Annotated in this window: 17 protein-coding genes and 1 riboswitch; of the genes, 16 read left to right on the top strand and 1 reads right to left on the bottom strand. The window is 68.6% G+C overall.

Annotated features, from left to right (window positions below; all coding sequences use genetic code 11):
• From def to hisF, 12 genes are all read left to right on the top strand, one after another.
• Window positions 1-585 carry a peptide deformylase gene (gene def / locus ACQCSY_RS00805; RefSeq protein ID WP_427132371.1) on the top strand — a complete coding sequence of 195 codons (585 nt, stop codon included), beginning with the start codon at window positions 1-3 and terminating at the stop codon, window positions 583-585.
• The gene (gene fmt, locus ACQCSY_RS00800; RefSeq protein WP_427132369.1) at window positions 582-1,502 is read left to right on the top strand and encodes a methionyl-tRNA formyltransferase; all 921 of its coding nucleotides are present in this window, start codon (window positions 582-584) and stop codon (window positions 1,500-1,502) included. The genes def and fmt overlap by 4 nt, the downstream gene beginning before the upstream one ends.
• Window positions 1,499-3,133, top strand: coding sequence for an RsmB/NOP family class I SAM-dependent RNA methyltransferase (locus ACQCSY_RS00795; RefSeq protein WP_427132368.1), 1,635 nt, complete (start codon window positions 1,499-1,501; stop codon window positions 3,131-3,133). Before fmt ends, ACQCSY_RS00795 begins: the two co-directional genes overlap by 4 nt.
• A 75-nt stretch (window positions 3,134-3,208) precedes the next feature.
• On the top strand, window positions 3,209-3,880 hold the full coding sequence (gene rpe, locus ACQCSY_RS00790) for a ribulose-phosphate 3-epimerase (protein WP_427132366.1): 672 nt from the start codon (window positions 3,209-3,211) through the stop codon (window positions 3,878-3,880).
• 88 nt (window positions 3,881-3,968) lie between these two features.
• Window positions 3,969-4,119: riboswitch (FMN riboswitch) on the top strand.
• A 244-nt stretch (window positions 4,120-4,363) separates the two neighbouring features.
• Complete coding sequence (gene ribD / locus ACQCSY_RS00785) at window positions 4,364-5,428, top strand: bifunctional diaminohydroxyphosphoribosylaminopyrimidine deaminase/5-amino-6-(5-phosphoribosylamino)uracil reductase RibD (RefSeq protein WP_427136026.1); 1,065 nt, start codon at window positions 4,364-4,366, stop codon at window positions 5,426-5,428.
• A complete protein-coding gene (locus ACQCSY_RS00780; protein ID WP_427132364.1) occupies window positions 5,428-6,102 on the top strand; it encodes a riboflavin synthase in 675 nt (224 codons plus the stop codon). Before ribD ends, ACQCSY_RS00780 begins: the two co-directional genes overlap by 1 nt.
• A complete protein-coding gene (gene ribB / locus ACQCSY_RS00775) occupies window positions 6,099-6,827 on the top strand; it encodes a 3,4-dihydroxy-2-butanone-4-phosphate synthase (protein WP_427132363.1) in 729 nt (242 codons plus the stop codon). The genes ACQCSY_RS00780 and ribB overlap by 4 nt, the downstream gene beginning before the upstream one ends.
• Before the next feature lie 46 nt (window positions 6,828-6,873).
• Window positions 6,874-7,539: a GTP cyclohydrolase II gene (ribA, locus tag ACQCSY_RS00770; protein ID WP_427136024.1), complete on the top strand. Its 666-nt coding sequence runs from the start codon at window positions 6,874-6,876 to the stop codon at window positions 7,537-7,539.
• Between the two features lie 66 nt (window positions 7,540-7,605).
• Entirely contained in the window at window positions 7,606-8,091 is a 486-nt protein-coding gene (gene ribH, locus ACQCSY_RS00765; RefSeq protein WP_427132361.1) for a 6,7-dimethyl-8-ribityllumazine synthase, read from the top strand.
• 103 nt (window positions 8,092-8,194) lie between these two features.
• Window positions 8,195-8,458 (top strand): phosphoribosyl-ATP diphosphatase, encoded by a 264-nt coding sequence (locus tag ACQCSY_RS00760; protein WP_211878609.1) that lies wholly within the window; start codon window positions 8,195-8,197, stop codon window positions 8,456-8,458.
• A gap of 108 nt (window positions 8,459-8,566) precedes the next feature.
• Window positions 8,567-9,409, top strand: coding sequence for an ATP phosphoribosyltransferase (gene hisG, locus ACQCSY_RS00755; protein WP_427132359.1), 843 nt, complete (start codon window positions 8,567-8,569; stop codon window positions 9,407-9,409).
• Between the two features lie 45 nt (window positions 9,410-9,454).
• Complete coding sequence (hisF, locus tag ACQCSY_RS00750) at window positions 9,455-10,231, top strand: imidazole glycerol phosphate synthase subunit HisF (protein WP_427132357.1); 777 nt, start codon at window positions 9,455-9,457, stop codon at window positions 10,229-10,231.
• A 97-nt stretch (window positions 10,232-10,328) separates the two neighbouring features.
• Here hisF and ACQCSY_RS00745 read toward each other — a convergent pair whose 3' ends face one another.
• On the bottom strand, window positions 10,329-10,973 hold the full coding sequence (locus ACQCSY_RS00745) for a TIGR03085 family metal-binding protein (RefSeq protein ID WP_427132356.1): 645 nt from the start codon (window positions 10,971-10,973) through the stop codon (window positions 10,329-10,331).
• 155 nt (window positions 10,974-11,128) lie between these two features.
• Here ACQCSY_RS00745 and hisI point away from each other — a divergent pair, with 155 nt between their 5' ends.
• The 4 genes from hisI to ACQCSY_RS00725 all read left to right on the top strand — a co-directional run bounded on the left by hisI (window position 11,129) and on the right by ACQCSY_RS00725 (window position 14,287).
• Window positions 11,129-11,545: a phosphoribosyl-AMP cyclohydrolase gene (gene hisI / locus ACQCSY_RS00740; protein ID WP_427132354.1), complete on the top strand. Its 417-nt coding sequence runs from the start codon at window positions 11,129-11,131 to the stop codon at window positions 11,543-11,545.
• Window positions 11,546-11,687: 142 nt separating this feature from the next.
• On the top strand, window positions 11,688-13,268 hold the full coding sequence (locus ACQCSY_RS00735) for an anthranilate synthase component I (RefSeq protein ID WP_427132352.1): 1,581 nt from the start codon (window positions 11,688-11,690) through the stop codon (window positions 13,266-13,268).
• Window positions 13,268-13,933, top strand: coding sequence for a Trp biosynthesis-associated membrane protein (locus ACQCSY_RS00730; RefSeq protein ID WP_427132351.1), 666 nt, complete (start codon window positions 13,268-13,270; stop codon window positions 13,931-13,933). Before ACQCSY_RS00735 ends, ACQCSY_RS00730 begins: the two co-directional genes overlap by 1 nt.
• A 66-nt stretch (window positions 13,934-13,999) precedes the next feature.
• Window positions 14,000-14,287 (top strand): HGxxPAAW family protein, encoded by a 288-nt coding sequence (locus ACQCSY_RS00725; protein WP_427132349.1) that lies wholly within the window; start codon window positions 14,000-14,002, stop codon window positions 14,285-14,287.

The raw sequence follows: 14,287 nt of genomic DNA, 5'->3' as shown, positions 1-14,287 counted from the left end.
ATGGCCATTTTGAATATCCGCATCATCGGGGATCCTGTGCTGCGCACAGTTGCCGATCCCGTGACGGAATTCGGGCCTGAACTGGCGAAGCTCGTTGCCGACATGACCGAAACCATGGAAGACGTCGAGGGCGCAGGCCTGGCCGCGCCCCAGGTCGGCGTGAGCCAACGCGTCTTCACGTACCGCATCGGCGGCGTCGAGGGCCACATCATCAACCCCGTGCTGGACAACAGCGAGGACTTCCAGCCGGACCAGGTCGAAGGGTGCCTGTCCATCCCTGGCCTGGGCTTCCCGGTCCGCCGGCTCCGACACACCCGCGTCACCGGGGTCGACCTGCACGGAAACCCGGTCACCGTGGAGGGCGAGGGCATGCTGGCCCGCTGCTTCCAGCACGAAACCGACCACCTCGACGGCATCCTGTTCACCGACCGGCTCGAAGGCGAGGACCGCAAGGCCGCGCTGAGGGCCATCCGGAACGCCAACTACGAGGCCATTACCGGGCAGACCACCGCGAAGCGCGCCAAGACCGTCGGATCCAGTTTCGGCGGATCAAGTTTCGGGTCCAGCTTCGGAAACACCCAGTGAGGGTTCTCTTCGCAGGGACGCCGGCCGTCGCCGTGCCTTCCCTGGACGCACTTGTCCAGGCCGGGTTCGACGTCGTCGCCGTCCTCACCCGCCCGGACGCCCCGCTGGGGCGCAAGCGGGTACTGACGCCCTCCCCGGTCGCGGCCCGCGCGGCCGAGCTCGGCATCGAGATCATCCATGCAGCGAAGGTGGACTCCGACGTCACTGCCCGGATGGCCGCCGTCGAGCCCGACGTCGCCGCGATCGTCGCCTACGGCGGGCTCATTCCGCGCCCGGCCCTGGACATTCCGCGCCACGGCTGGGTCAACCTCCACTTCTCCCTGCTGCCGGCCTGGCGCGGAGCGGCGCCCGTGCAGCGGGCGATCATCGCCGGCGACGACGTGACCGGGGCCGTGACCTTCCGCCTCGAGGAGGGCCTGGACACCGGCCCGGTCTTCGGAACATTGACCGAATCCGTGAACCCCGGCGACACCGCGGGAGCGCTGCTGGAGCGGCTGTCCCACAGCGGTGCCGTGCTGCTGGCCCAGACCCTGTCCGCCGTCGACGCCGGCAAGGCCGTCGCTCTGCCGCAGCAGGGGGACGTCAGCCTGGCCCCCAAACTTGGTCTGGAAGACGGCCGGCTCGACTGGCGGCAGCCGGCACTGGCGATCGGCCGGCGGGCACGCGGCGCCACCCCGGAACCTGGAGCCTGGACCACCCTGGCCGGCCAGCGGGTCAAACTGGAACCGGTGCTGCCCCGCCCGGAGGCCGCCGCCCTCCAGCCTGGACGGCTGGCGGTGGACGGCAAGAGCGTTCTGGTGGGAACCGGCTCGCATCCGGTGGAACTGACCCGGATCCAGCCTTCGGGCAAGAAAATGATGACCGCCGCTGATTGGGCGCGCGGACAGGCAACACTGGAAAGCGTGGTGTTCGAATGAGCGAATCCGGGACCAGCGGCAGCAGCCGTGGCAGGGGCTCTCAGCCCGGAGGGCAAAACCGAGGGCAGGATGCAGGGCAAAACCGAGGGCAAGACGCAGGTCAGGGCGGTCGGGACGGCAGCAAGCGGAATGCGCAGGGCCGGGAACGCAACCGCGGCCCGCAGCGCAGCTTCACCGAGAACGCCCCCTCGCAGCGCACCCGCCGTGCGGATCCTGCCCGGTTGGTCGCCTTCGAGGTGCTGCGCGCCGTCGCATCCGAGGACGCCTATGCGAATCTGGTGCTGCCGGCCCGGATCCGGCACCACGGACTGGACAAGCGCGACGCTGGCTTCGCCACCGAGCTCAGCTACGGCGCCCTCCGCGGCCAGGGCACCTACGACGCCGTCCTGGCCCGCTGCGTGGACCGGCCGTTGGACGAACTGGATCCGGCCATCCTCGATGCCTTGCGGATCGGCGTCCACCAGCTGCTCGCCATGCGGGTGCCTGCGCATGCCGCCCTGGACCAGACCGTGGGACTCGCCCGCGCCGTGATCGGCGCCGGTCCCTCGGCCCTCATCAACGCCGTACTGCGCAAGGTTTCCGCCCGCACCCTGGAGGAATGGCTGGAGCTGCTGCTCAGCACCGAGACGGACGAAACGAGGATCGCGTCCATCCGCTACGCCCACCCGGAATGGATCGTCCGCGCGCTCCGCCAGTCCCTCGTTGCCCATGGACGTCCCGTCACGGAAATCAACGACCTGCTCGAAGCGGATAACGCCGCACCCGTGGTGAATCTGGTGGCGCTTCCCGGGATCGGCAGCCTGGACGAGGCCCTCGACGGCGGGGCAACCCCGGGGGAGCTCGTGGAAGGATCGGCGCTCTCCAGTGGCGGCGACCTCGGCCGGCTTGCCTCGGTGCGTGAAGGCAGCACCCGGGTCCAGGACGTCGGCTCGCAGCTGGTGGCCCGCGCCATGGCCGCCGTCGACCTCCGGGACAGCGGCAAAGACATCGGCACAGACGGCGGGAAGGAAGGCGGTGAGCCAGGCGCCGACGGCGAACGGTGGCTGGATCTGTGCGCCGGACCCGGCGGCAAGGCCGCCCTGCTTGGCGCCCTCGCCCGGCAGCGGGGCGCCCACCTGCTGGCCAACGAATCCGCGCCGCACCGGGCCAAGCTGGTCCGCCAGGCCCTCGCCGCGGTGCCGGACGAAGTCTGGGACATCCGGACCGGGGACGGCCGTGACATCGGCGCCGAGCAGCCGGAAAGCTTCGACCGGGTCCTCGTCGACGTTCCCTGCACGGGGCTGGGGGCCCTGCGCCGCCGGCCGGAGTCACGGTGGCGGCGCACGCCCAAGGACCTCGTTGACCTCGGGCCGCTGCAGCGCCAACTGCTCAAGTCCGCGCTGGACGCCGTCAAACCGGGCGGCGTTGTGGCGTACGTAACCTGTTCGCCGCACCCGGCCGAGACCACCGCCGTCGTGAGCGACGCGCTTCGCAAACGCGATGACCTCGAGCTCCTCGACGCCGGCGCCGTGCTGGACAGCGTCAGCCTCAGCGGCCACCTCGAGGCCGGGCACGAACTCACCGCCCAGCTCTGGCCGCATGTGCACCGCACGGACGCCATGTTCCTGGCCCTCATCCACAAAAAGTCCTGACGTCCGGGCCCTCGCGCGGCGCGGAAAGCCCGGCCCGTCAGCAGACCATCTTCAGCAGATCGTAAAAGGAACCACATGGCCCAGTGCTGCATCAACCCGAGCATCCTTTCCGCCGACTTCGCCAACCTCGAGGCGGAACTGCGCAGGATCCGCAACGCGGACGCGGTGCATGTGGACGTCATGGACAACCACTTCGTGCCCAACCTGACGATCGGCCTGCCCGTGGTCCAGCGGATCCAGGCCGTCAGCCCGGTGCCGCTGGATGCCCACCTGATGATCGCGGATGCGGACCGCTGGGCCCCCGGCTACGCGGACGCCGGAGTGGCCTCCGTGACCTTCCACGCCGAGGCTTCGATCGCACCGATCAAGCTGGCGCGCGAACTGCGGGCCCGCGGCGCGAAGGCCGGAATGGCGCTCCGGCCCGGCACCCCGGTGGAGCCCTACCTTGACATGCTCTCCGAACTGGATCTGCTGCTGATCATGACGGTGGAGCCAGGCTTCGGCGGGCAGTCGTTCCTGGATCTGACGCTGCCGAAGATCCGCCGCGCCCGCGCGGCCATTGACGGCTCGGGCGTCGGGGTGGCGCTGCAGGTCGACGGCGGCATCACGGAGGAGACGATCGTGCGGGCCGCCGAGGCCGGGGCCAACGTCTTCGTGGCGGGATCCGCGGTCTACGGCGCTGCGGACCCGGCGGAAGCGATCGAGCGGCTCCGGGCCGCCGCTGGCCAACGGATGATCATCACCTGATCATCCGCGTGAAGATGACGCAGGCCGTAATGTCCGCCCGGGGGAATAGCCCGGGACGGTCCAAGGTTGTGTCAGAATAACAACACACATACGTGCTCCGGGGTCGGTGTAAGTCCGAACCGGCGGTGATAGTCCGCGACCCGCGAGCCGGCGCTTTCCCTCGGGAAGGTTCCGGCGGACGGTTGAACCGGTGGAATTCCGGTACCGACAGTTAAAGTCTGGATGAGAGAAGCACGTACAGCTGTAACTGCGGCGTCCTGTTGGCGCCGCAGAATCGTGCTGTCGTATACCCCCGGAGCCATCGCGGTTCTTGAGGGAAGGAACGACACACACATGGACTTTCTGCGATGGCTCTTCGCCAACCCGGCGGTCGTCTTCAGGCCCGGTGTCAGGTAAATGAGCGTTCAGCAATCCACGAACCAGCGGGTGGACGCCTCCGCCACCGTCCCCGCTGCCGGCTTCAGCCCCGCCGAAGCCACGGCGATGGAAACGGCGCTGGCGGCAGCCGTGCAGGGCCCGCGGGGAGCGAACCCGCTCGTGGGCGCCGTCGTCATAGCCGCCGACGGGACCCAGCTGGTGACCGGCTACCACCGCGGCGCCGGCACGGCACACGCGGAAGCCGACGCGATCGCCCAGGCCAAAGCCGCCGGCCATGACCTCAGCGGCGCCACGATGGTGGTCACTCTGGAGCCCTGCAACCACTGCGGGCGCACGGGCCCCTGCGCCCAGGCGATCATCGACGCCGGAATCGCTGACGTCATCTACGCCGTCGACGACCCCCATGATCCGGCGGCAGGTGGAGCGGCGACGCTGCGCGCCGCGGGCGTCCGCGTCCGGTCGGGCCTCGCAGCCGTCCCCGCGCTGGACCTAAACCGGCGCTGGTTCGACGCCGCAGCCGCCAAAAGGCCCTTCGTCACCCTGCACATTGCCCAGACCCTCGACAGCCGCATCGCGGCCAGCGACGGAACCAGCCAGTGGATCTCCAGCCCCGAATCCCTCGCCGACAACCATGCGCTGCGCGGCCGGATTGACGCCATCCTGGTGGGCACCCAGACGGTCCTCGTGGACAACCCGCGGCTCACCGCACGGAACGCGGACGGCGAGGCGGCCGGCAAACAGCCGCTGCGGGCCGTGATGGGATACCGCGGAATCCCGGAGGGTGCCGCCATCAACGGCGACGACGGCAACGTCCTGCACCTGGCCACCCGCGATCCGCGCGAAGCGCTTGACCGGTTGTTCACCGCAGGCGTGCGGCATCTCATGGTGGAAGGAGGCTCCCGGATCCTGAGCGCCTTCCTCGCGGACGGCCTCGTGGACGAGCTGATCGTCTACCTGGCGCCGACGCTCCTCGGCTCCGGCACGCCGGCCCTGGAGGACCTCGGCATCACCACCCTGGCCGACGCCCAGCACTGGGAATGGGATCCGGCAGCCGGGGGAGACGTCCGGATGCTCGGCCGCGACCTCCGGCTGCACCTTCGCCCCGCCACAAGTTCATCCGATTCGACCCCGCACCGCACTGGTACGGACACCGCCGCAGGAGGCTACTGATGTTTACCGGAATTATCGCCGAGCAGGGGAAGGTGCTGTCCGTTGAGCGCAACGGCGACATCAGTGCCACCGTTCGGCTCCAGGCGCCCGGAACCACCGAAGGGCTCGCCCTGGGCGGTTCCATCGCCGTCAACGGCGTCTGCCTCACGGCCACGCGGATCGACGGCAAGGACTTCAGCGTCGACGTCATGGGCGAGACCCTCAACCGCAGCACCATCGGGGAACTGGCCGCAGGGGACCCGGTCAACCTGGAGCGCTGCGTACCGGCCGGCGGCCGGCTGGACGGGCACGTTGTCCAGGGGCACGTCGACGGCGTCGGCGAGCTCCTGGAGCGCGAGGCGCTCGGCAACTGGGACCGGCTCCGCTTCGGTGTGCCGGCCGGACTGGCGCGGTACATCGCCGAAAAGGGCTCCATCGCCGTCGACGGCGTCTCCCTGACCGTGACCGCCGTCAGCCCGGCCTCCGAGCCGGCGCCGTGGTTCGAAGTGGGGCTGATCCCCACCACGCTGGCCGAGACAGGCCTGGGCGCGAAATCCTTGGGCGGCCGGGTCAACCTCGAGGTGGACGTGCTCGCGAAGTACACGGAGCGCCTGCTCGCCTTTGCCGGCGGATCTGTGCCGGCAGCGGTAGCGGCCGCGGGCGAAGCAGCACGCGGGGAGGGGATCGCAAAATGAGCCACGTCAAGGACCTGTCCGGGCTGCCCACCCTGGCTGAAGGGGCCCGGCCGGCCGCGGTGCTGAGCCCGCGGACGGGCCTGGATCCGATCGAAGACGCGGTCAGCGCCATGGCCGCAGGGCATCCGGTCCTGGTGGTGGACAACGAGGACCGCGAAAACGAAGGCGACATCATTTTCGCCGCCCAGCACGCCACGCCCGCGCTGATGGGCTGGACGGTGCGCTACAGCTCCGGCGTGATCTGCGTACCGCTCGACGCCGAGCGGGCCGACGCCCTTGCGCTGCCCCCGATGGTGGAAATCAACGAAGACGCCAAGGGCACCGCCTACACGGTGTCCTGCGACGCGGCAGCGGGTGTCAGCACCGGAATTTCCGCCACGGACCGGGCCCTGACCGCCCGGGTCCTGGCCGATCCCGGGAGCCAGCCGAATTCTCTGACCCGTCCCGGGCATGTTTTCCCCTTGCGCGCTGTTAAGGGTGGAGTGCGGGAACGTCCGGGCCACACCGAGGCGGCCGTGGATCTGTGCCGGCTAGCCGGCCTGGAACCGGTGGGCGTGATTGCAGAGCTCGTGTACGACAACGGAGAAATGATGCGGCTGGACGGACTTCGCGGCTTCGCCCTTGAGCATGGCTGCCCCCTGATCTCGATTGCGGATCTGGTGGCCTACCTCGAGGCCGGGCCGTCTACCAGTCAACCTGGCGGCCACGCAGCAGATCCCGTCTGATGGAGGAGAAATAGTGACGACTTCCGAGATTCGAGAAGAGATGGCAATGGGACGCAAGCCGCATCCGGTCAGGGGAGGACCGATTGTCCAGCTGCCTACCGCCTTCGGTGACTTCGTCGCGCAGGCCTGGACCGATCTGGCCACCGGTGCCGAGCACCTTGCGGTCAGCTCACCGGTGCTGCCGGTTGACGGCAAGGCGCCGCTGGTGCGCCTGCATTCCGAGTGCCTCACAGGCGATGTGTTCGGCTCCTACCGTTGCGACTGCGGTGAACAGCTGGCCTACGCCCTGGAGATGATCAATGAATTCGGCGGCACCCTGCTCTACCTGCGCGGGCAGGAAGGCCGCGGGATCGGCCTGGCGAACAAGATGAAGGCCTACGCCCTGCAGGAAGCCGGCTTCGACACCGTGGAGGCAAACGAGCAGCTGGGCCTGCCCGTCGACGCCCGCTGCTACAAGGCGGCGGCCCAGATCCTCGCGGAAATGGGACTTCACGAGGTGCGCCTGCTGAGTAACAACCCGGACAAGCAGGACAGGCTCGCCAAGGCCGGGGTCCGGGTGGTGGAGATGGTTCCCACCGAGGTTCCCTCGCGGGAGCAGAACATCCGCTACCTGCAGACGAAGAAGGACCGGATGGACCACCGGCTGGTCCTCGACGTCGAGCCTGCGGCGCCCGCCGGGGGCCAGCGCGGGTTCGAACAAGAACAAGACTGACCTGGACACCACCCAGAGCAGACAGCACGACTGACCAGAACACGATTTAGCAGCAAGGATTCCCAGATGAGCGGACACGGCGCACCCCAGATTGACCTCAGCACCTTCAAACCGGAGGAGACCTCCCGGCTGAAACTGGCCATCGTGGCCGCCAGCTGGCACACCCGGATCATGGACGGCCTGCTGGACGGCGCCCTGCGCGCGGCGAAGGACGCCGGCATTGGCGAACCGACGGTCCTGCGTGTTCCCGGTACCTTTGAGCTTCCCGTGGCCGCAGCCCGGCTGGCACCTCACTTCGACGCAGTGGTGGCGCTCGGCGTCGTCATCCGGGGCGGAACGCCGCACTTTGAATACGTCTGCGAGGCGGCCACGTTGGGCCTGACCGAGGTGAGCGTGCGCACGGGCGTCCCCGTGGGCTTCGGCGTGCTGACCTGTGACACCGAACAGCAGGGCATCGACCGCGCCGGCCTGCCGGGTTCCACCGAGGACAAGGGGCACGAGGCCGTTACCGCCGCCCTGGCCACCGCTGTGACGCTCCGCCAGTACAGCTGACGCCGGCTGGTGCCGCACAGCGATTGTGTATTGCCTCACATCCCGCCCGTCATGCAAGGGCCCGGCAGGCGCGGTCCGGCCGCGAGCAAGTAGGCTGGAGGGCGTGAAGAATTTCGAGTCGCTGTTCGCGGAACTTAGCGAGAAGGCAGCAGCACGCCCGGACGGCTCCCGCACCGTCGCCGAACTGGACTCCGGAGTCCATGGCATCGGCAAGAAGGTCGTGGAGGAAGCAGCCGAGGTCTGGATGGCTGCCGAGTATGAATCCGATGAAGCCGCCGCGGAAGAAATTTCGCAACTGCTCTATCACTTGCAGGTTCTGATGCTCGCCAAAGGACTCAGCCTGGAAGACGTCTACAAGCATCTCTAGCCGCGTCCGCACCGGACCCCGCCTGGACTTTTCCGCGCGGAGCCGGTGCATTGCGTGGCCCGATGTGCCTCAACAGATCCTTCCTAACACCGAGAGAGACCTCCCCAAATGCTGAGAGTTGCCGTCCCGAACAAGGGATCATTGTCCGAAGCCGCCTCCGCCATGCTCGCCGAGGCGGGCTACCGCCAGCGCCGCGACAGTCGCGAGCTGGTCATGGTTGACCCGGATAACGACATCGAGTTCTTCTTCCTCCGCCCGCGCGACATCGCCGTATATGTCGGCCAGGGAACGCTCGACGTCGGCATCACAGGCCGCGACCTGCTCCTGGACGCGGAGGTCGAGGCCGAAGAGCTGCTTCCGCTGGGCTTCGCGGCCTCCACCTTCCGCTTCGCCGGCCCCGTGGGGGACTTCGCCAGCGTCGAACAGCTTGAAGGCAAACGGCTCGCCACCAGCTATGACGGGTTGCTCCGGGGCTACCTCGCCGAGCGCGGCATCAAGGCCAAGGTGGTCCGCCTCGACGGCGCCGTCGAATCCTCCGTCCGCCTCGGCGTCGCGGACGCGATCGCCGACGTCGTCGAGACCGGCAACACCCTCAAGGCCGCCGGCATGGAGATCTTCGGCGAACCGATCCTGCGCTCCGAGTCCGTGCTGATCGGCCGCAAGGGCGAGCAGAACCCCGCCGCCGACGTCCTGATCCGCCGCCTCCAGGGCGTCCTGGTGGCCCGGCAATACGTGCTCATGGACTATGACATCCGCAAGGAACTCATGGAAGAGGCCGCCGCCTTGACGCCCGGCCTCGAATCGCCCACCGTCTCGCCGCTGCGCGATTCGGACTGGGTGGCCGTCCGCTCCATGGTCCCCAAGAAGGAAACCAACCGGATCATGGACGAGCTCTACGACCTCGGCGCCCGCGCCATCCTGGTCAGCAGCATCCACGCCTGCCGGATCTGAGCGAAGCACCGTACCGAGTTCCTCCAGCAAACATCAGGAGAAGTCATGACTGTTGCCGTGCGCGTCATCCCGTGCCTGGACGTCGATGCCGGCCGCGTGGTCAAAGGCATCAACTTTGAAGGACTGCGCGACGCCGGCGATCCGGTGGAGCTGGCGCACCGCTACGACAACGGCGGGGCGGACGAGCTGACCTTCCTCGATGTCACGGCATCCTCGGGTAACCGGGAGACCACGTTCGACGTGGTCCGCCGCACCGCCGAGGAAGTCTTTATACCGCTGACCGTCGGCGGCGGCGTCCGCGGCGTTGCTGAGGTGGACAAGCTCCTGCGCTGCGGCGCGGACAAGGCAGCCATCAATACCGCGGCCGTGGCCCGGCCGGACGTGATCGACGAGATCACACGGCACTTCGGCTCCCAGGTCCTGGTGCTGTCCGTCGACGCGCGGCGCACCCGGCCCGGCTCCGAGCCCACCGCCTCCGGCTTCGAGGTCACCACCCACGGCGGACGCCAGGGCACCGGGATCGACGCGATCGCTTGGGCTCGGGAAGCGGCCGACCGGGGCGTGGGGGAGATCCTGCTCAACTCGATCGACGCCGACGGCACCAAGGACGGCTTTGACCTCGAACTGATCCGCCTGGCACGGGCCGCCGTCAGGGTGCCCATCATCGCCTCCGGCGGCGCCGGCAGGCCGGAACACTTCCCGCCGGCCGTCGCGGCCGGAGCGGACGCCGTCCTCGCGGCGTCGGTCTTCCACTTCGGACCCGTGGACATGATCGCCCAGGTCAAGGCAGCCATCCGCGAGGCCGGCTTCGAGGTCCGCTAGGAGCCCGTCAGCCTAAAGCAACGCGGGGTCACTTACAGCCCATAATCCGGTGCCGGATGGGCCGTAAGTGACCCCGCGTTGCTTGGTTGGGGCGGCTCTAGATTCCGACTTCGGCCGACTGCAACAGCGCGACGGCGTCCGGCTGGCCCTCGAAGGTCACCAGGGCATGGCGGGTCCGGCCGTGGGCATGCATCAGCAGCTCGCCGGGCTCGCCGACGATGGCCACCGAGACGGGCGCGCGCTTGGCCACATGCCGGGGGCCGGAGGGCCGCACCAGCACGATGCCCAGGTCCACGCCGCGGTAGAGGATGGCCGCACGCTTGATCAGCTCATCCCACAAGGCGTCGGAGTAGGCCTCGTCCAGGGCCCTCGGGGCCCAGCGGTCCACGGCACGGCGGACGTCCTCGGTGTGCACGAAGTACTCGATCAGGTTGGAGCTTTCGTCCAGGGCCTTGATCTTCAGCGGGGAGAGCGCCGGTGGGCCGGCGCGAAAGGCGTTGACCAGCCGGGCGTAGTCGTCCGGGGTCTTGAGCTTGGCGGCCAGCTTGGCGGTGGCCTGGTCGGACGCCTTGGACAGCCGCTTGATCAGCAGGCCCAGACCGACAGCTGCTTTTCGCTCGCGAAGGTATAGATGGGCTGCAAGATCCCGGGTCAGCCAGCCTTTGCAGAGCGTGGCGGAATCAGGACCGGCCGCCAGCAGGGTTTCGGCCAGGAATTCTCGGGACGGATCGACGAAATGCATCACTTGTGAAACTAGCACGTGACGGCGGGGTCTGTGCACAGGAACCGCCGCAGATTTGCCGCCCGGGGACTCTCAACCGGATGTCCGTCCGGGTGTTACGTGCCATGCTGAGCCGGCCGGTCCTCGCAGTGCCTCGAGGCACTAGACTTGACCTGATGTCTGAGCAGCCCGCCCCCGCCCCCAGTCCGACCGATCCTGTTCCGACTCCGTCGGAGAGTCCCCTTCCGGCCGGACTCGCGGGCGCCCTGAAACGGGACAGCGCCGGCCTCGTGGCCGCGATCGTCCAGCAGTTCGACACGCACGAGGTGCTGATGCTGGGCTGGATGGATGACGAGGCACTGCACCGCACCATGACCAGCGGACGCGTCACCTTCTATTCACGGTCCCGCCAGGAGTACTGGCGCAAAGGGGACACCTCCGGCCACGTGCAATGGGTCAAGTCACTCGCGGTGGACTGCGACGGCGATGCCCTGCTGGTCCGCGTCGACCAGGTCGGCGCCGCCTGCCACACGGGCACCCGGACCTGCTTCGACGGCCGCGAGCTCGGCGTCGTCGCCGGCCAGGGCAGCTAGGCGCACTGCCTCGGCGCACAACCAGGGCAGCCCGCAGCGTCACGAACCGGACCTGCGGACCCGCCGGCAGCCCCCACCTACGAAACGCCCACTCAACGAACGCCCCCAAAGAACACCGAAAGAACAGGCGGAAACCACAGCCATGCAGGACCTTGGAATCATCAGCCCGGGCCTGGAAGAGTTCCGTGAACTCGCAGGCCACAGCCGTGTCATCCCCGTCCGGCTGAAGGTGCTGGCTGACGCCGAAACCCCGATCGGCCTGTACCGCAAAGTCGCCCAGGGCCAGCCGGGAACCTTCCTGATGGAATCGGCGGCCGTCGGCGGCTCCTGGTCCCGGTATTCCTTCATCGGCGCCCGGTCCCGCGCCACCCTGACCACCAAGGACGGCCAGGCGCACTGGCTCGGCGAACCTCCGGTCGGTGTTCCGCTGGACGGCAGCCCGGTGGACGCCGTCCGCGACACTGTCGAGGCCCTCCGCACCGACCGCTTCGACGGCCTGCCGCCGTTCACCTCCGGCCTGGTCGGATTCCTCGGCTGGGAAACGGTCCGCCACTGGGAAAAGCTGACCAGCCCGCCGGAAGACGATCTCGAACTGCCGGAGATGGCACTGAACCTGGTCACGGACATGGCGGTGCACGACAACATGGACGGCACCGTGCTGCTGATCGCCAACGCCATCAACTTCGACAACAGCTCCGAACGGGTCGACGAGGCCTGGCACGACGCCGTCGCCCGGGTCAAGGCGCTGCTGGCGAAGATCAGCACGCCCGTGGAGCAGCCCGTCTCCGTGCTGGAAACCGCCGCCCTGGACTTCGCCTCGAGCGTGCAGGAACGCTGGGACGAGACGGACTACCTGGCCGCCATCGACCGCGGCAAGGAAGCGATCGTCGACGGCGAGGTCTTCCAGGTGGTGATTTCCCGCCGTTTCGAAATGGAATGCGGCGCCGACCCGCTGGACGTCTACCGGGTGCTGCGAAACACGAACCCCAGCCCGTACATGTACATCTTCAGCCTCGAGGACGCCGCGGGCCGCCAGTATTCGATCGTCGGTTCCTCGCCCGAGGCACTCGTGACCGTGACGGGCGAGGAAGTCATCACCCACCCCATCGCCGGGTCCAGGCCGCGCGGCAAGACGGTCGAGGCGGACAAGGCCCTGGCACAGGAACTGCTGGCGGACGAGAAGGAACGCGCCGAGCACCTGATGCTGGTCGATCTCTCCCGCAACGATCTGTCCAAGGTCTGCGTTGCAGGGTCCGTGGATGTCACGCAGTTCATGGAAGTGGAGCGCTTCAGCCACATCATGCACCTGGTCTCCACCGTCGTCGGCAAGCTGGCCCCGGACGCCAAGGCTTACGACGTCCTCAAAGCCACCTTCCCGGCAGGGACGCTCTCCGGGGCACCCAAGCCGCGCGCGCTGCGCTTGCTGGACGAGCTGGAACCGCACCGCCGCGGCATCTACGGCGGCGTGGTGGGGTACCTGGACTTCGCCGGTGACATGGACATGGCCATCGCTATCCGTTCGGCCCTGCTCCGGGAAGGCCGCGCGTACGTGCAGGCCGGCGGCGGTATCGTGGCTGATTCCGTCAACCCCACCGAAGCCCAGGAAACCGTCAACAAGGCCGCCGCCCCGCTCCGCGCCGTCCACACCGCGGGCTCCCTGCACAACATCACGGCCGACTCGGTACCGGACGCCGCTGCCAGCCCTGCCGGGACGGAGAACTGATGAGCACCCCCGAAGCCATCCCGCAGCCCACGGTCAAGTCCACCCGGCGGCCGGCCGTCCCCGGCTGGGCCCGCAAGTCCACCCTCGTCCTGGCGATTGCCGCCCTGGCGATGGCCGTGTTCGGCACCACCACGCAGACCTGGCTCACGGTCCACCTCGATCCGACGCAGCTGGGCGCGGCCGTCACCAGCCAGGACGGCCTGCAGGTCCAGGGCAGCAAGGCGGCCACCACCGTGACAGCCCTCGCCCTCGTCGCCCTCGCCGGCGGGCTCGCCGCCTCGATTGCGGGCCGCATCGCCCGCTGGGTCATCACGGCGATCATCCTCCTCGCCGCCGCGGGCATCGTCGGTGCGGCGGCGGTTGTGCTGGCCGACCCGCTGGCCGCGGCACAGGGATCCATCGCCGCCGCCACCGGGATCAGCGGCAGCAGCGTCAAGGTGGACGTCACCGCGTTCCCCGTCCTCGCCGTCGTCGCCGGTTCCCTGCTGGGGCTCGGCGCGCTGGCGATCGTGCCGGCGGGACGCTACTGGAAGAGCCGCACCAAATATGACGCCGCCGCCGGAGCCGCCACCGGCAGTGGGACAGCCGGGGACGTGGCGCAGGCCGGGCCTGCGGACGAGATTGACAGCTGGGACCGGCTCTCGCGCGGTGACGATCCCACCTGAGCCGATGCCCGAGGCACGGCCAAAAAATGGCAGAATGTAAGCAGTATTCATCCTGAGGAGATTTCAATGAGCAAAGCCACTGTATCCGCATCCGCGTCCGCCGAGACGGCAGGCGTCTACGACGACGTCGATCACAGCGAAGCGCCGGGTCACGGCAACAGCCCGGCCGCGTGGACGTGCGTGATCGTCATGCTGATCGGTGCCCTCATCGCGTCCATCGCCTTTGTCATCGCCAACACGCCCGTCTTCATCGCGGGTGCCGCCGTCATGGTGATCGGCCTGCTGGCCGGCTGGGTCATGCGCAAGGCCGGCTACGGCGTCGGCGGCAGCAAGCTGAAGAACTCCGGCCACTGA

Origin of the sequence: Pseudarthrobacter sp. S9 (assembly GCF_050156545.1) — a bacterium.
Taxonomy (GTDB): Bacteria; Actinomycetota; Actinomycetes; order Actinomycetales; family Micrococcaceae; genus Arthrobacter.
Note: the sequence above shows the minus strand (reverse complement) of the source record. Positions and strands in the feature narration are given on the sequence as shown.